We start from the raw sequence: 25,034 nt of genomic DNA on the forward strand, positions 1-25,034 counted from the left end.
AACTCCTACGTCAGCAACGCGGCTAACACGCGATCAATTTCTGCCTGCACTTCCGGCAAGGTTTTACCCGCATCAACCACGGCATAACGTTCGGGCGCCACTTGCGCACGCTGGCGATACTCTGCCCTGACCCGTTCAAAAAACCCGATAGTTTCACTCTCAAATCGGTCCAGCTCACCTCGCTGGCGAGCACGATTCAGGCCCAATTCCACATCAATATCCAGAATCAAGGTGAGATCCGGACGCAAATTCCCTTGAACAAGCTGCTCAAGCTGTTCGATCACAGATTTGCTTAGCCCGCGACCGCCGCCCTGATAGGCGTAAGTCGCATCGGTAAAACGGTCACTCAAGACCCAGGCCCCGCGCGCGAGCGCCGGTTTGATTACCTGCGCCAGATGCTGTGCACGCGCCGCAAACACCAGTAGCAATTCAGCAGTTTCATCAACAGATTCATCGCGCTTGCTCAGCAAAAGCCCACGTACTTCTTCTGCCAGCGGCGTGCCGCCCGGTTCGCGGGTAACAACCACCTCCAAACCACGCGCCACAAGCCAATCGCGCACAAACGCCAAATTAGTGCTTTTTCCAACACCTTCAGTGCCTTCAATGGTGAGAAACTTGCCTCTTTGCATATGCCTTTCTTCATCAAAAAATTTAATCGGGTTTGCGATTCCTTCCCCATCGGGGAGCGCGTATCATACCGGCTTTTTGACCGCACACTCGCATTATTCACCCGTGTTACCCCTTAGGGAGACTTATCATGATCACATTACACACCAACTACGGCGATATAGTTATCGAACTGGATTTCGAAAAAGCGCCCAAAACTGCCGCCAACTTCAAACAATACGTTGAAGAAGGTTTCTATAACGGCACCATTTTCCATCGCGTTATCGACGGCTTTATGATTCAGGGCGGCGGTTTTACCGAAGACTTTGAGCAGAAAAAGACCCGCGACACCATTGAAAACGAAGCGGACAACGGTTTGCAAAACCTGACCGGAACCCTGGCGATGGCACGTACCAACGATCCACACAGCGCGACCGCACAATTTTTTATTAACGTAAAAGATAACTCTTTCCTGAACCACACCAGCAAAAATTCTTCTGGCTGGGGCTACTGCGTATTCGGCAAAGTTACCGCGGGTATGGATGTAGTCAACAAAATCAAAGGTGTAAAAACCGGCACTAAAGGTTTCCACCAGGACGTACCAAAAGAAGCAGTGATTATCCAAACTGCAACTATCGCCTAAGACCTTGCCAGACCAAGATGTCGATTTTATTTATTTCTGATTTACATCTTCACGAATCACGCCCGCAAATTACGCGGGCGTTTTTTCATTTCCTGCACACACAAGCGACGCAAGCTGAAGCGCTTTATATCCTGGGCGATTTTTTTGATGCCTGGATTGGTGACGATGACGATGCGACATTACCCCAACTAGTTTCCGCTGAACTTCTCGCATTACGCCAGCAAGGGGTTGCTATATATTTCCAGCATGGCAACCGCGATTTTTTATTGGGCGAAGGCTACGCCGCTAAAGCTGGTATGAGCCTGATTCCCGAATCAACTGTTATTGATTTATACGGCACAGCTACGCTGTTACTCCACGGCGATACGCTCTGCACCGCTGATAAGGATTACCAGCAATTTCGCAGTATGGTGCGTTCCAGTCAGTGGCAACAACAAATTCTTGCTCAACCATTAGCGGCGCGTCGCGCATTGGCAAAGCAATTGCGCGATAAAAGCCAGAGCATGAATAGCCTTAAAGCGGAAGATATTATGGATGTAACGCCCGATGAAGTCGTTGTGCAAATGACCAATGCTAATGTCACCCGATTGATTCACGGCCACACCCACAGACCAGCGCGCCACACCTTGGCGATAAATGGAAAAATATCAGAGCGTATTGTACTCGGTGATTGGCACAACCAAGGTTGGTGCATTAAGGCCTCTGCTGATGGATGTGAACTCATTAGCTGGGCAATTGCATAACGATACAACCATTTATACAAAAAATAACTTAAAAAATACGACCTACAATAATCAACTAACTACAGGCAATTTCCCATGGCAATTGACCTAAATACCCGCTTTGCACAGCTACAACAGCAGATAGATCAAAGCCCACGCGACATTCCTGCCCTAATGGAAATGATGCAGATTTTTTTGCACATTAACGACGATGGAAAAGCCATGCAGGTGTTAAGTCACTTGTTGGGTTTTGCACCAGATTATCTGCCTGCGTGCCAAATAATGGCCCAGTTACTGGGGCAATTAAACCCGCACCAATATCACCCAGAGTTGGAAAAAGATTTGCTCATTTGCTGGCAGCAGGAAGCATTGGATCACCAGATACTCGCACAAGTTACCGCGCAACACTTGTTGAATAAATATCAGGTAGATGGTGCTCTATCAGCGCAACAATTAATTGCGCAAATTAACTTGCTAAAAACCGATACGCTTTTTTTGCGATTTCTCAGTCGTTGCATCAATATTAACAGTGCATGCGAGCAGTGGCTTATCCAGATTCGCGCGGGGCTATTAATTGAATTATTTAACGAAGCCAACGTTGATGCCGGTACCGGAAATTTACTCGCTGGTTTTGGTTTGCATGCCTTTGCGAATGAATATGTATGGCAAAGTGGCGAACAAGAGAGATTGGTGCTGGAAAAAATCAAATACACCAAGGGAAGTACACAGCAGCTGCTTGCCAGTATGTATGCGCCCTTGCAGCAAGCAGACAAGCCTGTACAGCTGGCACCGCTAAATGCGCCCTTGGTGGAGGAACTAATTCAAACCACCCTGCATAACCCGCGACAAGAACTAAGTTTCGCTGCTCGCATTCCAGCAATCGCAGAGACCGGAAATTGTATTTCGCGTGACGTTAAACAACAGTATGAGACAAACCCTTACCCCCGCTGGCGTACCCCTCCTGCTCCATCACGGCAGACCATGGTAAATATTATTCGCGAGCTACCAGGGATCGACTCCAGTCAATTCAAATCACCACAACTCAAACTACTGGTTGCTGGATGCGGCACCGGATATGAACCCATTGACCTTGCGCGCATGGATCCCAGTTTGCAGATCACCGCGCTGGATTTAAGCCGGACAAGCTTGGCTTACGGTTATCGCATCGCGCAAGAATTAGCACTTGAGAATATCCAATTTTTTCAGGGTGACATTCTCGGAGTAGAGAAATTGAATCAGCAATTTGACCTGGTGAATTCTACCGGTGTGTTACACCATATGGAAAACCCGGAAGCCGGGTGGCAAGCACTTTGTGCTGTCACTAAACCCGGCGGGGTCATGCGAATCAGCCTTTATAGCGAACTGGCTCGCGCACGCATTGTGGCTGCACGAACCATGATCCAACAACAAAACCTGGCATCCAGCAACGAAAACATAAAACAATTTCGCACGCAGATTTTCTCGTTGCCACCGGCGCATCCATTATCACAACTTGCTCAGAGCCACGATTTTTATAGCACGAGCGGCTGCAGGGATTTACTTTTCCATGTGCAAGAACACAGATTTACACTCCTACAAATTGAATCAATGCTACCGAGTTTGGGTCTAGCCCTAATCGGGTTTGATGTTCCGCCACAAGCAGCTGCGCAATTTGCACAGCGCTACCCTGACGCATTGCTGGATTTAACCAAATGGCATGAGTATGAATCGCGGAACCCGGATACTTTTTCTGGCATGTATCAACTGTGGTTACAGAAACGATAAACATAATCACGAAAAAAACTGACAAATAACACCCGAAAAAAAAGCCTCCATACGGAGGCTTTTTGTTGGTGTTGAATTTAATTTTTTTACGGATTTCGGCTCGTCATCATGTACAAACCGCCGATAATAATAAACACCGGCCACCAGGTTCCAAACGATAGATCCAGCAGAAAGATCAATGCAATAAAAATTATCGACCCTGCTGTCACCAGGGCGTTCAAGGTTGCCGAACCGAAACCTTCACGCTGATAGCAACGGTAGGCCAACTGCAAGGGGCCGATCGCCGCCAGCAAAATAAAAAATGCCCACCAGTTATGAAAATCCAGAAAGAATAAATCGACTCCCAGATTTTTTGCCAACAGCAATCCGCCAATTACGGCAACTGCCAAGCCCAACGCCCAACTACCTGCACCGCTTTTAGTCGTTGAACGATCGATTGAATTTGGTGAGGACGTTGATTGAGAAACAGGGCTATCTTCTTTGGCTTTTTCATCGACAGATGTCATAACAGGCTCCTTGAATAAATTACGATGGTACTGTTTATGACAACATCTCAACAGATTTGGATTCATTACACCAGCAACTTTTTTGCGGCACTTACACTTCCACCTTAAACAGAGCGATAGCCAACGCACGAATATCCGCGATGTGCTGCGTTACCAGACTCAAATAACCCTGTTGATCAAGCAAATTAAAGGGGGCATCAAGCTTTTGATAGGCAGCAAGATCCGTTAACGGCGGCAGGTCGCGCCCGGCCTTGCGCAACACCAAAGCATGATAAAGACCCAGATTTACGAGATCTGCCAAATCCAGCTCAGCATCAAGGGTTTCATGCCAGTTTCCTATACGGCGAATCACTTGGATAAAGGCCTCATTTACCTGCCACTTTTTCATCATGATTACGCCGAGGGACTTGGAGTATTCACGGCAAAGGGATACGTACATGTCCTCCGGTGGAGGATGTTCTCGATCCTTAAACGCAGACAAAACCCCAAGCGTCCCTATTTCGCTAAGCAAGCTGACCAGCAACACCTGATCTTCCGGCACTAGCGGAATATGGCGTGCAAGAAAACTACTTACGCTCGCTTTAAGCACCACGCGGTGCCACGCATCCACGAATAGCCGTTTATGATAGGCAGAATGCATGGTGAACAAACTGGTGACCGAGTGAACCATGGTAATACGCTCCACCTGATCTAACCCCAGCACCCGAACAACATCGAGCAACGAATGTAACGGAGGATGTGAAAAATGGGGGCTCGACGCATACTTAAGCAACATCGCGCTTAATGATGGATCTTTGGCGAGGATTTTACTGAGTGTTATAAACGAAACATCCGGCCTCGCAAGAGTTCGGCGTATTTCTAAGGTTATGCTTGGTAAACTAGGCAACTGCTCATTGCCCTGCATCAGCTGAGCAATAACTTCACGGTAGACTGCATAATTCGCATGAGTGAAGCCCACATCAAGAACCCCATATCAGACTTCATAGTGACCAAGATTTAAAGTAGCCACACTGCGAATTTTTTACACTTTGAATTTGTGTAACTCGTCCTGAAGTGTTTTTGCCACCTCAGCAAGCTGCTGCGATGAATGATCTACCTGACCCGTTAATTGGGTAGCATCTTGTGTGTAGCGGGTAATATTGTCAGCATTATTGGTAACCTCATCAGAGACCCGGGATTGCTGCTGGGAAGCCTGCGCTATCTGCGTATTCAGGTCTGACATCTCCACCACAGCACTGTCAATTTTCTCCAGTGCCGCCCCCGCAAGGCCTGCCTGTGCGACCGAATCCTCGGCAATTTTCTGGCTCTTATCCATAGCCGTTACGGCTTGGGTTGCGCTCTGCTGCAACGCCGTGATCATGGATTGAATTTCCTTGGTGGACTCCGCCGTTTTAAAAGCCAACTCCCGCACAGAATCCGCCACCACTGCAAACCCTCTGCCCTGCTCACCAGCGCGCGCTGCTTCTATCGCCGCGTTGAGAGCTAACAAATTAATTTGCTCGGCAATACCTTTAATGACATTCACTACGCTGGCAATGTTACCGCTGTTTTGATTCAACTCTACTATCACGCTCGCCGAACGCTTTACTTCTTCGGCCAGGTGATTAATGGAGTCCACTGTTTTGCCAACCACTTGCAACCCGTCACTGCTGTACACTCGCACTTGATTGGTTTTTGCCGCTGCACTGTTTGCCAGACCCGCCACCTCTTGAATTGCAATAGACAACTGGTTCATTGCATTCGCGACCAAACTGACCTCGCTCCCCTGCTTGTGCGATAGCTCGCTATTGGTATTAGCGAGATTTGTCAGCATCTGTGCCTGCGAATTAAATAGCTGCCCCACGTCGATAACCCGCACCAACAACTTGCGCAAACTATCAATAAATAAATTAATAGATTGACTTAACTCGCCCAACTCATCGTGATAGGCAACAGGAATTTTATGGGTAAGATCACCGCCCTCACCCGCGAGCGACGTCACAAAGGCAATCATTTTACGAATGGGATCAATCATCAAACGCGGGGTAAAAAGCCAGATCGCAAAACTGATGAACAAGGTAACCACGATAATCGCCACCAACAAACTGCGGCTATTGCGCACTGTCGTGCGCGAATCGACAACTGCTTGCGCTGCTTTTTGTTCAACCTGAGTTTTTAGTGCGTAAATAATATTGCGCATATCGGCAAAGGCCAGGTTTGCATCTTTGAAACTGACTTCCATTGCCGTGGTACGACCTATACGCGTATTTGCTTCGCGCTCACGCGCCACTGTAAGCGTTAACGCTTCCCATTTATCGCGCGCTTTTTCATAATCTTTATAAACCGGGTCAACCGCAGGCCCATTCACCAAGCCATAAAAATCGCCCAACTTTTGGCGAGCATTGGTAATGCTTTGTTTGTGCCGCGCGATGGACGCAATAAAATCCGGTGTACCCGCATTCAGGAACAACATACTGCGCTCTTCCACCAGCGCTTTATGCAGTTCGGTATCGGCCTCCAGCAAATAACCAACCGCGAGCAAATTGATTTCACCCAACTCGCTAACGTTTTTATCCACCATACGGAAGCGTTCAATCGCGATTACCCCCATTAACACCACTAGAAAACTAATGAGGCTAATGGGGATAAGCAATTTGGTGCGTATGTTTAATCCATAAAACCAATTCACAACCAAGCCCTATTGTGCAGTTTCAAGCTCATCCAGATTTACACCAACGGTGAGTGCACCTATGGCCTTTCCGCCATCGACAACAGGTACCGAGACTTGAATCAAATAGGCCTTTGCACTGTCATCAAATTCAGGCTCAGCAACAAACACCGCACCCGCGCCATCCTTATAGGCCGATTTAAATTTATCTTCATCGCCCTGCCAGTAGTCCGAGGTTTTATTGGTCATGGCCACGTTAGCGCCTTGGTTATCCATTAAAAACAACTCGAAATAATAGGGCTTGGAACTTTCAATTTTTGCCAATTCTTTCGCGGGTTCGTTTTCCATTAGCGCTTTCATGCCATCATCGACTCCAGTTTTCGCCATCCATTCTGCATCCCGTTTTTTAATGTCGTCCAAACTGGTCCCCTTGGCATTTTGCGCTTTAACGGCGGCCACCAGCACAGGGTTCTCGCCCAGCTTTTGCAAATCAGGCAAATGCTTGCTCAACGCAGCCGGAACTTCAGCCAGGGCAATACTCGCAATGAAACTACTCAGAATAACCACACTAGTTTTTAGCAACTTATTAACTATTGTCATTTGGATGCCTCTGCAGTAATGAATAATGCGTCACTTACCGAAAGTGATGCGGTGAAAAAAATATAGCTGGATAAAAAGTAGCTGGTGAAATTAAGTAAAGAGGATAAACAGAGGGAGTCAAGCAAGGGGGAGTGTTTTGTTTTATGCGCAACGATGACGAGATAGTTTTTTCTTGCTGTAGGTTTCAAAGTCATATTGGGTGGAGGCACTAGCGCACCACCACCCGCTAAATTTACTGCAGTAATTCCTGAGCCGCGTTCACCAGCAATATATAACTTGCAGGCAAGTTCACTACATACTCATTTTGCCCCCAGAAGAACGGCCAGTCTTCATGGTTCTCCGGAAAGTCCGGTTTCAGAATCAAAATACCCGGCACTACTCCACCGGAAATAAATGAGAAATCCGCGCGATTCATTCCATAAGCCACTTCTTTCGAACGAGTCCCCACGTTGGAAACCAGCGACAAATTGTGGTCCGGGTGAGTTCCGTACAAAAAGTTCAAACCCTGTAACACTGACTCGCGGCTCACCAAATCCGGAAACGCTTTGTGCACATAGTAGTTGTTAAGTGCATTGCGAATCACCCAACCACTGCCTGCCCAACCCGCTTCAGTAATGGGAACACCAAAGGGGTTTTTGCTTTCGATGTCAGCCAATGCTTTTTGATACTCCAGTGCTTTGGCTTTGAGTGAATTTTTAAATTCCGCCGGCATAAATGGAATGGCGCGCACATACCAGGAAGCGCCAAAACCAAACTCAACTTGCGCCAATAATTTTTCAATCGCTTGGGCATACTTGGCTTCGCCAGTGGTAATTAATAACTCAGTCGCCGCCTTAAGCTGCTCATGCTCTAATTTACCGCCAGTGGTATTACCGTACTTAAAGCTATCCGGTTTGGCTTTTGCCGCCTCATCCGCCCACACTTTTTTTGCCGTGGCCAGGCACTCTTGTGCGAGCGCATCGTTAAATCCTTTTAGTGCACGACTGGCAGCGGCAAGTGCAGCAGCAGAGCCATAATTTAGCGAAGAAGATTTGCTGGTAAATGCCCAGCGATCATCAAACTTGCCACTTTTAAAGCCATCACTTTCCAACTCGGATTTTTTGGGATCGTAAATTAAATTATCGGTTTTAGTGATGCCATCCCCCAAGTGGGTATATTGATCAATATGGGCTTCAACAATTCCGGGAATGGCATGGCCCACCGCGCGATGCTGTGCAATCAATGCCAGAGTGCCGTGTTCGATTTGTTGCAATACATCCGGCTTGCCATCTGCCGTATGCAAATCCACGTATTTACGTGCGTAATCCACACTGGTGGTATCGCGCTTAATGCCAAAAGTCTCCCACACAGTAACGAGAGTATTTACAACATCGTATTGGGTTTGAGTGCGAATATCGTAATCGCCTGCGTCATACCAACCGCCGATATTTAAACCGGGAATATGTTCACCGGGTTTGTAGGGGGTGTCTGTCGTTGGCCCCTGCGCGTACAAATCAAAATGCTCGTGATTCACCGGCGCTTGCAAAGCGTCATCCAAATGGGAGGCGCCGTGCCATACACGATAGCCTTCGTTGATTGTCATGTGATCCATTTGCACCGGAATATACATATCCAGTGAAGGCTGCCATGCATTGGCATAGACATCGGCGGCGATACGGAAACTGCTGGTTTCTTGATTATCAAAACGAATCGCGTAAAGCCCTGGCTCTGTCACCTGACTAAAGTCAAACTGGCGATATTCATAACGCAAATACTTGCCCCAGGATTTGGGTTTAGCACTGATGATTTCTTTACGTGAACCATCGGCGTTAATTTTAATCAGCGCGGCCTTGGGTGACTTTTTATAGCGCGCATCCAATTCGACCACCGCGACTTTTTTCTGCTGGGGGTGATAGCCCACTTGCGAGTAGCTAATCATCGGCTCACGCACCCAATTCTTTTCGGTGCTGGCATCAATTTGCCATTCAATCACCACACCGGTTTTATTGGCTGGAATTTTACTGCGCACAATAAACCAACCGTTTTGCGCCTTACCGCGACCGTCATAAAGTTCCAGCGGGCTAGCGGCAGAAGTAATACTGACGCGGCGCAATTGATCCTCCGGCGCCAGCACCAAATGCTGACCTAACGCCAAGGCTTCAGGTTGCGCTTTATCGTTAATTTCTTTCAAGCCGGTGGGGTACACCGGAAAACTACCCGGCGTGCTATCCATTAAAAATGCTTTGTGAAAATAGGCTGACGGCAGGAACTCCAGGTTAAACCCTGCTTTCCCTTCCAAGGCTTTGGGCAGAGGCTTGGGCAAGTTAACCGTTAAGCGCGCGCCTGCGGCGTTTTTGGTAACTTTGATGGAGAATTCAAATTGATGATCCGGATAGTGCAAGAAGGCTTCGATAGACTGCTCCGCCCGATTCACTTTGCGTTCTTTAAACAACGGCGTCATATCCCACTGCTCGGGCGTGGCATTCAAGCGAACATCGCCATTGGTTGCGGTGCGCTCACCGTGATGGATCAGCTCAACACCACTGATTTTCGCGTCGCTAAACAGCCCGTCATACCAGTTGCTAAACACCAGCAGATTCAGGCCGGGTTTTTCGAAATAATCTTTATCGTTAAGGGTTAAATCGTCTTTTGCCAGAGCCGGAAAAGCGACACAAATAGAAAGCGCAGCGAGCAAACCGCGCCAGCGACCGAGTTGATATGCCATGTGTATCTCCAGGTTTATTATGTTTAAGCACTACCAAATAGACTTATAGTCTATGTAAACATAACATACTGGTACACAAGGTTTACACTACATAACCCGCATTTACTCTGGATGGAAATCGAGTCCGTTACCTAAAGCTCATCGCTGAATGACCTGGGGCGGGACTTAGCTGCATCAAGCCCTAAAAATGCTCATGAGTTGACCAAACTAGGCAGGTAAAACATAATCTAACTAACAATGAATGAGGTTTGGCTTATGCGCGACAAGATTACCCGAAACAACAAGTATGGCCTTCCACAAGCCATCGCAAGACCCCAAATAAAAGCAAGTAAAAGCCTGAACCTTGCAAGTGCAGAAGGTCAGCAGATTATTAAGTCAGAAACAAAGCTTGCACTCAAAACGCATATGGCAACATTTAAACGACTGGCAGATATGTAATGCAAATTATCCAATTTCCCCCGTCGCGGGTAATTGAAATTAATGCTTACATTTGGTTAACTTTAAACAAAACCCCGATTTTATCCATAGCGAATAATTCTCATTAAGGGATTTGGCGAGATCCGCCAAATCCTGCCCCCTTAAATACCTTCAATTGCAAGTAGGTTCTGTCTACAGGGATCGCTTTTCCCTATGTCTTAAATTTTTAACGTGGGCACCATCAACCAGCTCTTCTGCACTCAGCTTTAGGCAAGTATTAACGATATCAGCCATCGCTGAGTCGCTTACGCTGAAGTCCTGAGAGAAATTTAAGCCGGGCGTGTCCTTGAGCTCATCTATCATCGACAGCACTGCCCTAACGAAATCTGCTTTTGATGAACGATTTGAGGATGTAGCCGCCTCTGTTCTTGGGTCTGTTGCGTAGATTTCGGCAGCATCGGCGTCATCGCCTATTTCCTTGATCACTGCTGGAAGATACGGCCAATATTTAAGATCAAATTGACCGGCCAGCGCCTGGAGCGGCTCAGCTAAAAAACTCCGAAAGTGATAGTTATCACGAGAAGCTTCTTTGATGACATTTACAATGTGATAATGGGTATTTGAATTAAACGGGTGTTGGTTTTCAATAGCGGATCGCTCTTCTAATAAGTCGGCAAGATCTTTCGCTAGAGTGCTGATTTTTTTATTCACATCGATTAGCCGGTCTCGCGCTGCGCGCATCTCAATTGCATTTTCTGGTGACCAGAATGAAAGAGTACCTACCAATTGGTCGAGGAATTGTGCTCTTTGTTGGGCTGACAGCGCTGAGAGTTCGTCATAGACGGTCTTCATTGCTGCGCTTTGGGTAAGTAAATAATTGATAGTAATGACATCGGTTGGCCAGATGCTATTTTCAATATTGTAATTTCGGCTGGCAATAAGAATGGCTTCGCACTCTTCGGTCATATTTTTAGTGGTGGTTGTCATTGTGGCTCCTGACGTTAATGGGTTCAGGGTTAACGTAAATCAGCCTGTTGAATTTGTCGGTATCTCAAATGCAATTTTTTCGGATGCTTTGAGATACCGCGTAAAGCCCATGTCATCATTAGGCAGTTTGGTGAGTCAGCAACCGCAAAATTTCTGTTAATGAAGCAATGCTATTGCCCCCTGACCGCTGGCTTCTGACCAAGTGTTTAGCTTGAAACCCGAATTGGGTAGGTCCTTCATAGTCGGCCAGTAATGTATCGCCAATAAAAAGGATTTGCCTTGGTTCTAAGCCGGTACTCGCTACAATCGATTCGTAAATTTTTCTGTCCGGCTTTATTGCGCCAATTTCATAGCTGAGGTGTCGGGCGAGGTTGAATTGAGGTAATAGCTGGTCAATAACTACTCCGTAGGGTTTGGCCAAATTGGAGCAAATGGCCAGTGGAATTCCTTGCTTGGCCAATACATCCAGTGTTGGTAACACATCATCAAAGAGCGTTAGGCTGGCTAACTCCTCCTGAATTTCCTGATGTAATTGCGCGAGCATATTAGCGGGCGGGAAAATCCCAAGTGTTGCCAGCAGCTCACCGCAATCCTTGTCTGTTGTCATCAGTTTTCGTGCATCATCTGGTTGTGGGCTGCGCCCCTGTTCCCTGGCCCAAAGTAGAATCTTTCGGAAAGGATGGTGCATGATCCCAAACTGAATCAGTGTTCCATAGAGATCAAAAACAATTAATGCCGGTCGAGGATTCATTCGATCACCCATGGGCTTTGGTTTGGAGAGAGTGGCCAAGTGATTCCAGCAACTGGTTTTTCACAGCAAGCTCGGTTTTGACCGACACAAGCTCAAGCTCAATAGCTTTAAAGGATTTTTCCATTAACCCAAGTCGTTCGCCAAGATCAGATTTTTCGCCAAGCAACTGGTCACGCGCAGTCCGGAGTTCAACAATTTGGAGGGTTCCGGCTTGGAATTGCTCATTAATGGCCGACAATTTCGACTCTGCTGTCTGTAGCTGCTGTCCTGCATCATTGAAAGCCTTGCGAAGTTGGCGTACTTCGGCGGTTAACTCAGCATTGGCGGTATTGAGGTGGGTCAAGTCAGTTTGTTTGATCGATAAAGTCTGATTGAGCTGGCGAATTTCCGCCTGTAGTTGTTGTACCTGATGTTCGTGACGCCGCTGATCCTGGTCGCGCTGGTCTTTGACTGACTGGCGGTAATGATCCAGGGCTTCTCGGGCGTGCTGGTGTTTTTCTTCCAGAGAGCGAATGTGGTTATCCTTCTCCACTATCAATAAGCCGTTGTCTGCCAGTTGCTGCTCCAGTCGTCCCAGCAAAATTTTTTGAGCCTCTGCCTCAGTCGTCAAAGCATTATGGGTTTGCTCATACTTGGCTAACTGGGCTTTAAGCTGTTGGTTTTCATCTGTCGCACTCGCCAGCGCCTTTTGCTGGGATTCCAACTGGCTTTTCAAGCTATCTGTAGTTACTTGCTGACTGGCTTCCCGCTCGGTAATCAACTCCTGGGCCTCATGGTGTAGCTGGGCAGCAAGTTGCTCCACCAGTGAGCTCAATGCCTCGCTGATAGCAGGCTTTTTGCCGGAATTCAGTGGGCTTTCATCTGCTAGTTCCTTCAAATATCGGTGGATGGTGGCCTTGGAGCCGGTATTGCCCAGCTCAATCCGAACTGCATCAATGGAAGGATTCTGCCCCTTGGCAACCAGCGCGTCTCGTGCCTTTTTGACCTGGTGTTTATTGATACCGCTATTTGCCATTGCTCGTCTGTCCTGTTTATTTCGTACTGTGGTACATACTATGTAATTATATACTAATTTTAACAGGACTAAAGATCAATAAATGAACGTGTATAACATTAGATAATCATGAATTATCTAATGTTAATACTGGATTTCAAACAAAATCGTCCCGGATTAGTACAGTTTGTGTTAGATGGCAGGAGACATTGAAATGGATTGGGCTTCTTATTTTGCACTTGTTAATGATCAGCCATAAAACCGAGGCGGTAATCGAGCACTTACTGGGCAAAGAAACAACTCAATTCAGCGAGTTATCAGGTGGTTAGCAGTATTACTCCGGGTGATGTAGAGGACAGCATTCTCGATTGCTGCGCCAGTCAGGATATACATTTGCTGGCGATGGGTGCCTACTGCCATTCTCGGATTAGCCAGTTTTTGGTGGGAAGCACAACACTCATTTTGGGCACGAGCAACGATATCGTTGCTGCTGTTGCGTTAACCTTTCATTCCTGTATCTGGCTTATGGATTGAAACTCGATACCAAAAACTTTTCTGCAAGCTTTTGCTCCCGAAATTTCCCTACTACAAAATCCACAAAAGCACGTGTTTTAGGTGGCAATAATTTTTGGTTCGAAAAATACAGGGAGATTAGCCCCAAATCGCAATACCAATCGGGAACCAAACGTACCAAGGCACCCGATTGGAAATGTTCGATAGCATGGGGCGTGGCAATAACCGCAACACCGTATCCGAGCAATGCGGCGCGGGTCATAGCATCCGGTTCATTGGTTAGCATTTTCGCCTGATTAATTTCCAGTGAAAAATCCTCACCTTTACTGTTGCGAAAACTGCGCGGACGCACACGGCCAGTTTGTGAGGAGCGCATGGTAATGTGATCCAGCCCGGCTAAATCTCGCGGGTGTTTTGGATTTTTCCTGCCACTCATATAGGCAGGCGATGCCACCGCAACTAACTGCGCACGCGCCAACTCGCGTGCAACTAACCCGGGGGTTAATTCAAATCCCCCGCCGATAGCAGCGTCAAAACCTTCTGCAATTAAATCCACTGCCCGATTTTCAAAATGTAATTCCGGTGTAACCGCTGGATACATCTGTAAAAATTCGCCCATTAAGGGCAACACATAATCCATTCCAAAACCTGGACTAAGGCTAATACGCAGAGTTCCCGCCGGTTGCCCGCCGTTGGTGGTGATATCGGCAATCGCTCCCTGAATACCATCCAACCCGGCGCGCACATTCTGCAAAAAGCGCTCGCCAGCTTCCGTCAGGATCAAATTTCGCGTCGAGCGCTGAAACAGCCTTACTCCCAGATTGGTTTCCAACTGCGCCACATTGCGACTCACCGCCGCCGGGGTCATCCCCAAACGTCGCGCCGCCGCTGAAAAACTGCCGGATTCCGCACTGCGCACAAAGGATTCGAGATTGGACAGGGTTTCCATAGGTCATCCTACTTTCGCTACTAACTTTCAATATTTACTTGAAACTGATTACAACACTCTACCACTACTCGTTGAACTTAAAAACGCCAATACTGACCCCGTGTTCAGCAGTAAGCACTTTCAACTAAACCCTGGCTTTCCATTAAACCCACGTTTTCAACTCAATTTTTAAGGTGAATATCATGACTAACGCAATCAACGCTCAACAAACCCAAACCATCCAACAAACTTTGGCCAACAAAGTCGCGCTGGTCACTGGCGGATCACGCAGCATAGGTGCCGCAATTGCCAAGCGCCTCGCTGCCGATGGTGCAGTCGTTGCGCTGACTTACAGCTCGTCGCCCGAAAAAGCACAGGAAGTGGTTACACAAATCCAGCAAGCAGGTGGTAAAGCGGTCGCGATTAAAGCCGATGCGGGTAATAGCGCTGAAGTGCAAAACGCCGTTGCACAAACCATCGCTGAATTTGGCCGCTTGGATATTCTGGTCAATAACGCAGGTACAGCGATTGTAAAAAACCTCGCTGATTTCACCCTCGCCGATTTTGATCGCATTGTGGATGTGAATGTAAAAGGCGTGTTTGTCGCGATTCAGGAGGCGAGCAAACATTTGCAGCAAGGTGGTCGCATTATCAATATCGGCAGCATCAATAGCGATTATGTTCCCTACGCTGGCGGTGCGCTCTATGTACTGACCAAAGCGGCAATCGCCGGATTAACCAAAGCCCTCGCACGCGATTTAGGTCCACGCGGGATTACCATCAACAATGTACAACCCGGCCCAACAGATACTGATATGAACCCGGCTAATGGCGAGTTCGCCCAATACGCGCGCTCTTACATTGCGCTGGAACGCTACGCCCGCACCGATGAAATTGCCGATACCGTTGCCTACCTTGCATCACCCGGTGCCAGCTATATCACCGGTGCCAATATTGCGGTAGACGGTGGTTACTCGGCGTAATCGCGCAATAAATTTCACTCAACATTGCAGAAAACTCAACTTATCAAATTATTTTTCAAGAGGTGTAGATCATGCGTATCGGAATTATTGGAGCAGGAAATATTGGTGCAGCTATCGCTGAGTTGTTGGCTAACAATAGTATTGAAGCCACTATCGCCAACAGTCGCGGTGTTGAATCGTTGCAACCACTGGTGCAAAAACTTGGCGGAAAAATTACTGCCGGAACCATTGAACAGGCAGCAGCGGCCGATATTATTTTTCTCGCGGTAAACTGGTCAAAAATTCCAGCTGCCACTGCTGGTTTGGATTTCAACGGAAAAATTGTGATAGATACCAACAACCCGATTGAATCGCCCGCATTTGTGCCTTTTGATTTAAAAGGCCAAACCTCCAGCGAAGTGGTGGCCGGATTTGTGAAAGGCGCTGAATTGGTAAAGGCGTTTAACCATTTGCCGCCGCATTTATTAACCAGCAAACCGGATGCAAATGAAGGAAAACGTGTACTGTTTTTTGCGGGCGATAATTCAAGTGCAAAATCCGTAGTCAATAAATTAATTGATCGTTTAGGATTTACCGGTATTGATTTAGGTAGTCTTGCAGAAGGTGGTCGTTTAACACAATTTCCCGGAGGGGCGTTGACTGCACAGCACTTTATAAGGTTATGAGGATTCATTGCCTTACTGGGTAGGAGCTCCACTTTACAATGCTCAAACATTTTTTGATAAGGAAATCAATTAGGGAACCTCTGAAAAATTATCTTTTTTTAAAAAATCCTCACCAACACAAAAGAATCTTCAAAATTTTCGCAAAATTGCCCGTCGTTTTTCATTTTACCGCCTGTCATTTGCCATTTTTGCAAATGACAGGCGGACGACGCCTAGGGCAGCAAACAAGATTTCATGCGTAACAGGTTGGTTAAACCCGCCAGCACATACAAACGATTGGTGTTTTTCTCCAGCCCGCGATAGCGGACTTTGCTGTAGTGAAATACGCGCTTGATGTAGAAAAAGGCGTGTTCCACTTTTGCGCGCACGCTGGCTTTGAGTTTTTCTGCCTGCGCCAGCGGATCTGATTTGGTCAGCTTCGCGCGTTTGCCGGGGCGCATGGCAATAAACCAGTCTACTTCCCGAGCCTTGTGCTCTTCGCGCTTATCGACACCTTGGAATCCTGCATCACCCCAAACCCGTTGCTCTTCACCATGCAGCAATTTATCGACCTGAGTAATGTCATGTTCATTGGCCGCCGTCGTGGCAATGCTATGGATTAAACCAAGTCCATCATCAACACCAATGTGCATTTTCATTCCATGATGCCATTCATTGCCCTTTTTAACCTGATGCATGTCCGGATCCCGCTCACCATCGGCATTCTTGGTGGAGGTCGGCGCGGCAATAATCGTGGCATCAACGATGGTGCCTTCACGCAACTTCAATCCTTTATCGGCAAGGTGCTGGTTAATCGTCTCGAATATCTTTTTGCCAAATTTATGCGCTTCAATGTAATGACGAAAGTTGAGAATGGTTGTCTCGTCAGGAATGCTTTCGCACAATCTCAAGTGCGCAAAACGGCGCATGGATTCAACTTCATAAAGATAGTCTTCCATTTCTGGATCGCTGAGGTTATACACTAACTGCATAATGTGAATGCGCAGCATGGTTTCAAGTGGATATGGCGGTCTGCCGGGGCCGGTTTTCTGATAGCCTTTGCTCAATTGCTGTTTTAGTGTCTGCCATGGAATTAGCTCTTCCAGCCGCGCGAGGAATTTTTCCCGGCGGATAGTGCGTTTTTTAATGGCGTATTCTGCTTCGGCAAAGGTTATTTGGCTCATGGTATTCACCGGCTGGTTGGGGTTGCGCTATTTTGCCAAATTTTGGGAATTTTTCAGAGGTTCCTTAGATTTGATTTTTCCCTGGACTGGGTCTGGGACACAGATTGACGCAGAAGTGAAGGATTAACTAAAGGTTGTTACAGGAAAAGACAAAAAAAGAGAATTTAGGCGTCACATATGTGAGGGTTTTAAGCGGTTTATGTAACATGTGGCGGGATCTTCCCGGCACCCTTAATAGGTGTAAAGCAAGTTGCACTCACCTGGAATATTCGAGTACGACACGTATGATTTGATGCGGTAAGCGATAACAAACCTCCTCTGGACAATTTTTCTGAGGAAACGGCAAATATCAGACAACTGGTCGAGTCGCCGGTTGAGTCCCATGTTCCACCCATTTTTTTCGACAAGTCTTTGTCGGCATCATCGGACTAATGAAAGCACTGCTCGATTGAAAGAAGGTTTGGGCTGAAAAGAATTTAGCTAAAATTTAAACTGACAGGTATTTAGAAAAATACGAATCACTGTCAGCTCAGGTCTGAGCTAGTAGAAGGCTTGGCCGAAAGTCAATTTGCTATTGAGGCCTGAGAGGCATTATATCGAAATGGTGAATCGCCATACGGCACCATTAGTTTATGTGTGATATCGTAGGATCTTCCTGCCCCTTGTCAGTAAAATATCTGGCTTAACCTTTGTTTTTTTTCAACGAGGGGTTCAACAAAATAATGTGCGGATTCTGGTTAAGCAAAATCCCTTGTGCATCTTTTGCCTGCTGTGGTTTACCGTATAAATACCCTTGCCCAAAATCACAGCCATGATGCAATAGAAATTCATTTTGCTCTTGCGTTTCAACACCTTCTGCAACCACACGAAGATCCAGATTATGCGCCAAATTAATAATAGACCTGGTGATAATTTCACTATTGGTATCGCGAAATAAATCTTTTATAAAAGATTGATCAATTTTTAATACATGGATAGGTAAAATTTTAAGATAATTTAGTGAAGAGTATCCCGTACCAAAATCATCAACAGAAATGGTTATCCCCATTTGGCTTAATATCCGTAACAACGGCACAATGCTACTTGGATTTGACATTAATGTGGTTTCGGTGATTTCCATTTCGAGGTGCATAGGATCAATCCTGGCCTCATTGAAGACTTTTTCCAATTGCGATAAAAACCCAGGGTTATTAAGTTGTTTTGTTGAAAAGTTGACGGCTAGGCGAAAATCCTTATCGATCATTCCCTGCCGTGACCATTCCTCCAATTGCAAGCTGGCATTTTTAAAAACCCAATCACCAATTTCATTTATCCGCCCGCAGTCTTCTGCGATAGGAATGAACACCGCCGGAGATACCACGCCTAAAGAGGGGGAGTTCCAGCGAATAAGGGTCTCAAAGCCTTTTACCTTTCCTGACTCCATATTAATCTTTGGTTGATACACCAAATGAAATTCTTCTTGTTCCAAGGCTCGCTGGAACCTGGTTTCCACTTGGGCACGATAGGAAACCTGTTTACTTAATGTTTCATCATAAAACTGAAAATTATTGCGCCCATGGGCTTTGGCGCTATACATGGCTATATCTGCAGCCTTAATTAACTCATTGGCATCCATCGCAACTTGTGGGGCAATAGCAATACCAACACTAACCGTGCAATGTATTAGGTTGTTGTTAAGCTCATATGGTTGAGCTAATTTTTCAATAATGTTACTCGCCAATTTTTCAATATTTTTTTGTACAAATTCCCCATCAATAATTGCAGTAAATTCATCACCACTAAGGCGAACAACTGTATCGCTGTCGCGTACACTGGCCTTTAATCGCGCAGCAACCTGGCTTAAGAGTAAATCACCGATGACGTGCCCCAAGGTATCATTGATGGCTTTGAAATGGTCGATATCAATAAACAACAACCCCACTTCATGTTCGAGGCGTTTGGCTTTCGCCAATATTTTGGGAAGTAAGCGATAGAAAAGCCGCCGATTGGCAAGCCCGGTGAGGGGATCATATTCTGCCAACTGTGCTAATTGGTGTTCAGCCCTAAGACGTGCGCTTATATCATTAAATACCAGGACAAATCCTTCCTGTTTTCCTTTGGCGTCAGTCATCGCTGTCGCGGTAAGTTCAACAGGAAAAGATTCCCCTTGGTGCGAAAGGAAATGATGGTCACAATGAGAGTAGTTGCGCCCGGCAACACAGAGGCGATAGATTTCTGTACTCTCCCAAGTCCTATCCTCAAACCCTTTGATAAAACGGCCAATGTTCTGTCCATCAAGGGATTTTCGATCTATTTGCAACAGCCTTGCAGCAGACGGGTTGCCAAAAATAATCTCACCCATCACATTTAATCCAAGCACGCCTTCGTTGACTGAATCAAGAATCAATTGGTTCTTTTGTGCTAGCGATGAAGAGTTGTATCGTTGCCGGAAAAGCTCAGCGAAAACACTGACTTTATAACGTAGTATCTGCGGATCGAAAGGTTTGAATAAATAATCAACTGCCCCAAGCTCATAGCCTTGCTGCACATATTGTTTTTCTTTATTGATAGCAGTAACAAAAATTATTGGTAATGCCCGGGTTGCTTCATTACCACGGATCAACTCTGCAGTTTCAAAACCATTCATGTCTGGCATCTGGACATCCATGAGCACCACTGCAAAATCATAATGCAACAAGAGTCTGAGTGCTTCGTTGCCACTATCCGCGCAAACTATTTCCCCATCAATTTTGCTGAGAATGTGGCGCATCGCGATAAGGTTTTCAGAGCGATCATCTACCACCAAAATTTTTGGGATCATCGTGGCTTCCTGAGACATAATTCATTCACTCCTTCAGCTCAGGCATCTTTTGATAGATGCGATGGCATTTATCTTTGGGTTGAAACACAGAGCTGAAATTTGTTGTTTCTATTGTTTCGCTGTCGCCAAGGCAAAGAAAACCTTGGCTACAAAGGCTCTTGTGAAATAAATCTACACTGCGCTGCTTGAGGGAGCTGCCAAAATAAATCATCACATTACGGCAAGACACAACGACCATCTCCCCAAACACGCCATCATGCACCAGGTTATGCCGAGCAAACGTAATGCATTTCTGTAACCGGTCAGCCATTTTGATAGCGCCATAACTGCGCCGGCAATAATCATCAAAACGCCGCGTCCCTCCCATGAGCTGATAGTTATTACAAGCCTTGAGGTAGATTTCTTCACTATAAATTCCCGTGCGCCCCTCTTGCAGGACATTACTATTGATATCGGTGGCATAGATCCGTGACCGATCCAATAATCCGGCCTCATCAAGCAATATCGCCCAACTGTAAGCCTCTTCTCCACTGGCACAGCCAGCACACCACAGTGAAATAAATGCATAGGTATGTAACAGTGGTACTACTTGCTGTTTAAAAGTAAGAAAAAATTTGGGGTCTCGAAAAAATTCGGTAACCGTCACCGAGATAATCCGCAATAACTGCCCCATTACTTCTTGGTCATATAGCAGTCTTGGAATAAGCTCAGAAAGATTTTTTGCTTTGTAATGGTTGCGAAACATGCTGAGGCGACGACACAACATTTTGTTGGAGTACTGGCTGAAATCATAACCATAGCGTCTCGCCACAGCGTCTAACAATAAATCCATTTCAATCTGTGCGATCGGATCAAATGTTGGATTCTCATTAAAATCAACATTATCCAATTCAAAATTCGGCTTCACTTTCATCAAGCGCTCGCCCACAACCGTAGCGCTGATATCAACCGTTCAGAATCTACCGGTTTGGCTAAATAATCATTTGCCCCCACTTGCAGGCATTTATCTCTATCTTCAGGCATTGCTTTCGCCGTTAGCGCGATAATTGGTAAGTTTTTGTAGTCGGTTCGCTCACGTATACGGCGAATGGCTTCATAGCCGTCCATAACAGGCATCATGATGTCCATGATGGCAATATTTATATCGCCGGATTCATTCAGTTTTTCCAGCGCAAGACTACCGTTGTCTGCCATCACGACCTTAACACCATGGCGCCGCAACAAATTGGCAAGGGCAAAGGTATTACGCATATCGTCGTCTACGATCAGGATTTTTTTATCTTTGAGGACATTGTCATCTTTTGGAACCGGCAACCTGCGGGTTTTAGGGCCTACACTGTGCAGAAAGAGAGTGACATCGTTGAGCAACCGTTCCTGTGCCCAGCTGCCTTTAATAATGATGTTATTGGTGTATTGCCGCAGCAGCTTATACTCCTCATGGCTAAGGTCCGCGCCCGTATAGATAATAACTGGCAATGGTTCGAGTACATTTTCTCCTGCCACTTTTTTTAATATGTCCATGCTGTCCATATCAGGCAGGTGAAGATCCAGGATTAAACAACCCACAGGTTCCTGTTCTAGCAATATCAACCCTTCATGGCCAGTACCGGCATGGAGTATTTCCACATCCTGTTTCTTAAGCAGGGATTCAATAGCCTTGCGAGTATCTCGATCATCTTCAATAACCAATACACAACGCTTTTGATCTGCATGCAGGCGTTGAAGTATGTGATTAAAGGCATTATCAATCGACTCCTTGCTAATGGGTTTGGTTAATATCCCAATAGCATCGCCTTTCTCCACGTCCTCCTTATCCAGAGAAGAAATAATATGGACAGGAATCTCATTGGTATTGTTGTCGGCTTTTAGTTGCTGCATTATCTGGTCGCCGCTACTGTCAGGCAGCATCATATCCAACACGATTGCATCCGGCTTGAAACGCTTCGCCATCTGTATTCCCGATTGTCCATCACCAGCCACCAGGCATTGAAATTGACGACCATGAGCAAGTTCCATCATACAACGCGCAAACACTAGGTCATCTTCGATAATTAACAATAAGTCTTTATCGCCTTGTAGTTGATGACGATCATCAGGAATGAACTCGACGATATCTCCTTCCGTATCAGGTGTTGGAAATTCGTAATTGTCATTCAGTGGAATTGCTTCAGTTAAAACCACATCATTTGAAGAGCGAGGCATAATTGGTTCATGGACAACCGCCTCCAATGGCAAGCGCAATGTAAACAGCGATCCCTTATTTTCTTCACTTTGAAGCTCTATAACGCCGCCAAGCAAATGTGCCAACTCGCGGGAAATGGTGAGCCCTAAACCGGTTCCTGAATATTTGCGACGGATGGAGCCATCGCCCTGTTGGAACACTTCAAATATGGCATGTTGCAATTTTTTTGGTATACCTATTCCGGTATCCTGCACCTGGAATAAAACGCCTTTCTCCCCATCAGGTATTACCGAAAGGGTAACCTTTCCGGCATCAGTGAATTTGATGGCATTGCTCAGCAGGTTGCGCAGGATTTGTTGTAAGCGTTGCTGGTCAGTATGGATTTTTTTCGGTGCTTGAGGATCAATTTTCACTGAAAAGTCTAGCTTTTTCTCTAGGGCCAATGGAGTGAATTGTTGATAAATGAGACCAATAATTTCTGGAAGTTCACAAGCTTCACTTTCGATCACCAATTTACCCGCTTCAACCTTGGATAGATCAAGAATATCGTTGATCAGGTTAAGAAGATCTCGACCAGAACCATAAATAATTTTAATTGCTTCAAGCTGCCCATCAGTAAGGTTCTTTTCATCATTTTCTTTCAATGTCTGCGCCAGCAATAACAAGCTGTTGAGGGGAGAGCGAAGTTCGTGCGACATATTCGCCAAAAATTCTGATTTGTATTTACTCGCCGTCGTCAACTCCTCTGCCTTGATTTCCAGCGCCTTCCTGGCTTTTTCCAATTCGGTAGAGCGGGCCTGTATATCAGAATTACGGTTCGCCAATTCTTCAGAACTTTGGCGCAACTCCTCATTGGTTTCAACAAGCTGTTGTTTTTGGAGTTGTAACTCTTGCTGGGCTTCCTCTAATTGCTGGGTTTGCTCTTCCAATTCAGAGTTAGCCTGCTCCAGTTCTTCTTGCTGGGCTTGCAGCTCTTCCGCCTGAGCCTGGGTTTCTTCCAATAATTCAGCCAATCGTTCGCGGCTGAGCGCAGCATGGAGCGCCGTTGCCAAACTTTCACCGCCCTTGCGCAACAAATCCATTTCCACTTCTTTCAAGGTATGCAAACAACCCAGCTCCAATACGCCCAATACTTTATTGGCATAAATTAAAGGGATAACTACCAGATTTTGCGGCGCTGTGCTACCAAGCCCGGAGCTGATACTAATATAGTCGGGAGGAAGCTGGTCTATGACTATCGGCTTACGTTCACGCATCGCCTGCCCGATAAGGGACTCTCCAGGCATAAAACGATTACGCGCGTCCTTCCTGAACGTGTAAGCATAACTTGCATAGAGTTCGGCAATTTCATCCTGTACCACCAAATAAACAGCCGCCACCGGTGCCTTAAGGTATTCAGCAAGATAAGTAATTGCCCTCTGCGCTAAATCTTGCAAACCTTGATCAGCATTCATCTGGATAGCTAAATCACTCTGACCAGTTTTGAGCCAATTTTCTGCCTGCATACGATCCACAGATTCACGCAATGTCCTAACCATGTGATTCATTGACAGCGCGAGTCGATCACGCTCACTTTTTATTTCCATCTGCTGGGTAAAATCACCACTGGCCACCGCTTCCGCCGCCTGGCTGATTTGTCCCAACTGGCTAATTAAACGGTTAAACGCACTGGCAACTTCACCAAGCTCATCCTCACTGTGAATAGCAACCGTTTTGAATTCACCACTCTCCGTAAATTCCACAGCAGAATCGCGCAATTTGACAAAGCCTTCTGCCATTTTTTTTGTGGCAATTAAGGCAACACTAACAATTGTGCCAATCGTCGCCAATGCGATAGCGATGGTAGTTAACAATGAATTGAACGCTTTTTTCCGACTGCTCTCTGCATACTGGGTTAATTCCTGATTGATACTTTTTTCCAGTTCTCGCATGCCATCGACACGCTGAGTTACTGCCGTAAACCATTGATCAGCATTTCCTTTAATTTGCGCGTCAGCGTCGCTTTCAAGAATGGAGCGTAGTGTTTGTGATTCAGCATCGCCTATATTGTCGAATCCCAAGCGTATAAAATCTTCTTGAAATTGAAGGGGCGCCAACTTAAGAAATTTCTGGCTAAGGAATTCATACTTGGTAGTAAGAACCACTAATTGCCTGATTTGGCTTTCGGAAGCTTTTCCCTGATTGAGAATAGCGAGTACAAGCCCTCGTTGACGTCCTTGGACTTCTTTGAGTTCAGCCAGGGCGGTAAGGGCATCCGCCAATTTAAATAGCTGACTTCCGGGAGCAAGTTTTAACAGGCGCCCCACACTAGCATGAATTTTATCAATGACGTCAGCATAAAATTGTTGGATTTCACGACTTTCAAGTAAAGCATTTTCGTTAATACGCTGGCGAATATTAGCGAGGTGTTTAATTTCTGATCCCCTCCGCGAATATCGGACACCTTAGAAACTGAGTAA

21 protein-coding genes are annotated in these 25,034 nt (G+C 46.3%); 7 read left to right on the forward strand and 14 right to left on the reverse strand.

Translation table 11 applies throughout. From position 1 onward, the window contains the following. Positions 1-5: 5 nt before the first annotated feature. Positions 6-629, reverse strand: a complete 624-nt coding sequence (tmk, locus tag D0C16_RS04195) for a dTMP kinase (RefSeq protein ID WP_151031147.1) — start codon at positions 627-629, stop codon at positions 6-8. A 128-nt stretch (positions 630-757) separates the two neighbouring features. Here tmk and D0C16_RS04200 point away from each other — a divergent pair, with 128 nt between their 5' ends. The 3 genes from D0C16_RS04200 (at position 758) to D0C16_RS04210 (ending at position 3,735) form a co-directional block, all read left to right on the forward strand. After that, complete coding sequence (locus D0C16_RS04200) at positions 758-1,249, forward strand: peptidylprolyl isomerase (RefSeq protein WP_151031148.1); 492 nt, start codon at positions 758-760, stop codon at positions 1,247-1,249. A 17-nt stretch (positions 1,250-1,266) separates the two neighbouring features. Beyond that, positions 1,267-1,992, forward strand: coding sequence for a UDP-2,3-diacylglucosamine diphosphatase (locus D0C16_RS04205; protein WP_151031149.1), 726 nt, complete (start codon positions 1,267-1,269; stop codon positions 1,990-1,992). Positions 1,993-2,067: 75 nt separating this feature from the next. After that, positions 2,068-3,735, forward strand: coding sequence for a bifunctional 2-polyprenyl-6-hydroxyphenol methylase/3-demethylubiquinol 3-O-methyltransferase UbiG (locus tag D0C16_RS04210; RefSeq protein WP_151031150.1), 1,668 nt, complete (start codon positions 2,068-2,070; stop codon positions 3,733-3,735). 86 nt (positions 3,736-3,821) lie between these two features. Here D0C16_RS04210 and D0C16_RS04215 read toward each other — a convergent pair whose 3' ends face one another. The 5 genes from D0C16_RS04215 to D0C16_RS04235 all read right to left on the reverse strand — a co-directional run bounded on the left by D0C16_RS04215 (position 3,822) and on the right by D0C16_RS04235 (position 10,192). After that, positions 3,822-4,241 carry a hypothetical protein gene (locus tag D0C16_RS04215; RefSeq protein WP_225318899.1) on the reverse strand — a complete coding sequence of 140 codons (420 nt, stop codon included), beginning with the start codon at positions 4,239-4,241 and terminating at the stop codon, positions 3,822-3,824. Between the two features lie 91 nt (positions 4,242-4,332). Then, complete coding sequence (locus tag D0C16_RS04220) at positions 4,333-5,199, reverse strand: HDOD domain-containing protein (RefSeq protein WP_225318900.1); 867 nt, start codon at positions 5,197-5,199, stop codon at positions 4,333-4,335. A gap of 63 nt (positions 5,200-5,262) precedes the next feature. After that, entirely contained in the window at positions 5,263-6,909 is a 1,647-nt protein-coding gene (locus tag D0C16_RS04225) for a methyl-accepting chemotaxis protein (protein WP_151031151.1), read from the reverse strand. Between the two features lie 9 nt (positions 6,910-6,918). After that, on the reverse strand, positions 6,919-7,488 hold the full coding sequence (locus D0C16_RS04230; protein ID WP_151031152.1) for a cache domain-containing protein: 570 nt from the start codon (positions 7,486-7,488) through the stop codon (positions 6,919-6,921). A 232-nt stretch (positions 7,489-7,720) separates the two neighbouring features. Continuing rightward, positions 7,721-10,192: a glycoside hydrolase family 9 protein gene (locus D0C16_RS04235; protein ID WP_151031153.1), complete on the reverse strand. Its 2,472-nt coding sequence runs from the start codon at positions 10,190-10,192 to the stop codon at positions 7,721-7,723. Between the two features lie 255 nt (positions 10,193-10,447). Here D0C16_RS04235 and D0C16_RS04240 point away from each other — a divergent pair, with 255 nt between their 5' ends. Next, positions 10,448-10,630: a hypothetical protein gene (locus tag D0C16_RS04240; RefSeq protein ID WP_151031154.1), complete on the forward strand. Its 183-nt coding sequence runs from the start codon at positions 10,448-10,450 to the stop codon at positions 10,628-10,630. A 171-nt stretch (positions 10,631-10,801) separates the two neighbouring features. Here D0C16_RS04240 and D0C16_RS04245 read toward each other — a convergent pair whose 3' ends face one another. The 3 genes from D0C16_RS04245 to D0C16_RS04255 form a co-directional block, all read right to left on the reverse strand. Then, positions 10,802-11,596, reverse strand: a complete 795-nt coding sequence (locus D0C16_RS04245; RefSeq protein WP_151031155.1) for a hypothetical protein — start codon at positions 11,594-11,596, stop codon at positions 10,802-10,804. Positions 11,597-11,714: 118 nt separating this feature from the next. Then, positions 11,715-12,386, reverse strand: a complete 672-nt coding sequence (locus D0C16_RS04250; RefSeq protein WP_225318901.1) for an HAD family hydrolase — start codon at positions 12,384-12,386, stop codon at positions 11,715-11,717. Continuing rightward, complete coding sequence (locus tag D0C16_RS04255; RefSeq protein WP_151031156.1) at positions 12,352-13,362, reverse strand: DNA-binding protein; 1,011 nt, start codon at positions 13,360-13,362, stop codon at positions 12,352-12,354. The genes D0C16_RS04250 and D0C16_RS04255 overlap by 35 nt, the downstream gene beginning before the upstream one ends. 300 nt (positions 13,363-13,662) lie before the next feature. Here D0C16_RS04255 and D0C16_RS04260 point away from each other — a divergent pair, with 300 nt between their 5' ends. Then, on the forward strand, positions 13,663-13,875 hold the full coding sequence (locus tag D0C16_RS04260) for a universal stress protein (RefSeq protein WP_151031157.1): 213 nt from the start codon (positions 13,663-13,665) through the stop codon (positions 13,873-13,875). Here D0C16_RS04260 and D0C16_RS04265 read toward each other — a convergent pair. After that, the gene (locus D0C16_RS04265; RefSeq protein WP_151031158.1) at positions 13,865-14,803 is read right to left on the reverse strand and encodes a LysR family transcriptional regulator; all 939 of its coding nucleotides are present in this window, start codon (positions 14,801-14,803) and stop codon (positions 13,865-13,867) included. The genes D0C16_RS04260 and D0C16_RS04265 overlap by 11 nt on opposite strands. Positions 14,804-14,985: 182 nt before the next feature. On the opposite strand from D0C16_RS04265, the gene D0C16_RS04270 reads away from it, so the two are divergent. Next, positions 14,986-15,765: a 3-oxoacyl-ACP reductase family protein gene (locus D0C16_RS04270; protein WP_151031159.1), complete on the forward strand. Its 780-nt coding sequence runs from the start codon at positions 14,986-14,988 to the stop codon at positions 15,763-15,765. A gap of 71 nt (positions 15,766-15,836) precedes the next feature. Next, entirely contained in the window at positions 15,837-16,430 is a 594-nt protein-coding gene (locus D0C16_RS04275; RefSeq protein WP_151031160.1) for an NADPH-dependent F420 reductase, read from the forward strand. A 212-nt stretch (positions 16,431-16,642) separates the two neighbouring features. On the opposite strand, the gene D0C16_RS04280 is transcribed toward D0C16_RS04275, so the two are convergent. From D0C16_RS04280 to D0C16_RS04295, 4 genes are all read right to left on the reverse strand, one after another. Beyond that, positions 16,643-17,593: an IS5 family transposase gene (locus tag D0C16_RS04280; protein WP_151031161.1), complete on the reverse strand. Its 951-nt coding sequence runs from the start codon at positions 17,591-17,593 to the stop codon at positions 16,643-16,645. 682 nt (positions 17,594-18,275) lie between these two features. Next, complete coding sequence (locus tag D0C16_RS04285) at positions 18,276-20,411, reverse strand: bifunctional diguanylate cyclase/phosphodiesterase (protein ID WP_151031162.1); 2,136 nt, start codon at positions 20,409-20,411, stop codon at positions 18,276-18,278. Positions 20,412-20,418: 7 nt separating this feature from the next. Further along, entirely contained in the window at positions 20,419-21,306 is an 888-nt protein-coding gene (locus tag D0C16_RS04290; RefSeq protein WP_151031163.1) for a protein-glutamate O-methyltransferase CheR, read from the reverse strand. Beyond that, positions 21,306-24,989: a response regulator gene (locus tag D0C16_RS04295; RefSeq protein WP_225319019.1), complete on the reverse strand. Its 3,684-nt coding sequence runs from the start codon at positions 24,987-24,989 to the stop codon at positions 21,306-21,308. The genes D0C16_RS04290 and D0C16_RS04295 overlap by 1 nt, the downstream gene beginning before the upstream one ends. Positions 24,990-25,034: the final 45 nt, after the last annotated feature.

The sequence above is a fragment of the Cellvibrio sp. KY-GH-1 genome, assembly GCF_008806975.1.
Classification (GTDB): domain Bacteria; phylum Pseudomonadota; class Gammaproteobacteria; order Pseudomonadales; family Cellvibrionaceae; genus Cellvibrio.

What these genes read in the sequence shown, in the direction of transcription:
- tmk (WP_151031147.1), bottom strand. Translation starts at nt 629, where the DNA reads ATGCAAAGAGGCAAGTTTCTCACCATTGAAGGCACTGAAGGTGTTGGA.
- D0C16_RS04200 (WP_151031148.1), top strand. Translation starts at nt 758, where the DNA reads ATGATCACATTACACACCAACTACGGCGATATAGTTATCGAACTGGAT.
- D0C16_RS04205 (WP_151031149.1), top strand. Translation starts at nt 1,267, where the DNA reads ATGTCGATTTTATTTATTTCTGATTTACATCTTCACGAATCACGCCCG.
- D0C16_RS04210 (WP_151031150.1), top strand. Translation starts at nt 2,068, where the DNA reads ATGGCAATTGACCTAAATACCCGCTTTGCACAGCTACAACAGCAGATA.
- D0C16_RS04215 (WP_225318899.1), bottom strand. Translation starts at nt 4,241, where the DNA reads ATGACATCTGTCGATGAAAAAGCCAAAGAAGATAGCCCTGTTTCTCAA.
- D0C16_RS04230 (WP_151031152.1), bottom strand. Translation starts at nt 7,488, where the DNA reads ATGACAATAGTTAATAAGTTGCTAAAAACTAGTGTGGTTATTCTGAGT.
- D0C16_RS04235 (WP_151031153.1), bottom strand. Translation starts at nt 10,192, where the DNA reads ATGGCATATCAACTCGGTCGCTGGCGCGGTTTGCTCGCTGCGCTTTCT.
- D0C16_RS04240 (WP_151031154.1), top strand. Translation starts at nt 10,448, where the DNA reads ATGCGCGACAAGATTACCCGAAACAACAAGTATGGCCTTCCACAAGCC.
- D0C16_RS04245 (WP_151031155.1), bottom strand. Translation starts at nt 11,596, where the DNA reads ATGACAACCACCACTAAAAATATGACCGAAGAGTGCGAAGCCATTCTT.
- D0C16_RS04255 (WP_151031156.1), bottom strand. Translation starts at nt 13,362, where the DNA reads ATGGCAAATAGCGGTATCAATAAACACCAGGTCAAAAAGGCACGAGAC.
- D0C16_RS04265 (WP_151031158.1), bottom strand. Translation starts at nt 14,803, where the DNA reads ATGGAAACCCTGTCCAATCTCGAATCCTTTGTGCGCAGTGCGGAATCC.
- D0C16_RS04270 (WP_151031159.1), top strand. Translation starts at nt 14,986, where the DNA reads ATGACTAACGCAATCAACGCTCAACAAACCCAAACCATCCAACAAACT.
- D0C16_RS04275 (WP_151031160.1), top strand. Translation starts at nt 15,837, where the DNA reads ATGCGTATCGGAATTATTGGAGCAGGAAATATTGGTGCAGCTATCGCT.
- D0C16_RS04280 (WP_151031161.1), bottom strand. Translation starts at nt 17,593, where the DNA reads ATGAGCCAAATAACCTTTGCCGAAGCAGAATACGCCATTAAAAAACGC.
- D0C16_RS04285 (WP_151031162.1), bottom strand. Translation starts at nt 20,411, where the DNA reads ATGTCTCAGGAAGCCACGATGATCCCAAAAATTTTGGTGGTAGATGAT.
- D0C16_RS04290 (WP_151031163.1), bottom strand. Translation starts at nt 21,306, where the DNA reads ATGAAAGTGAAGCCGAATTTTGAATTGGATAATGTTGATTTTAATGAG.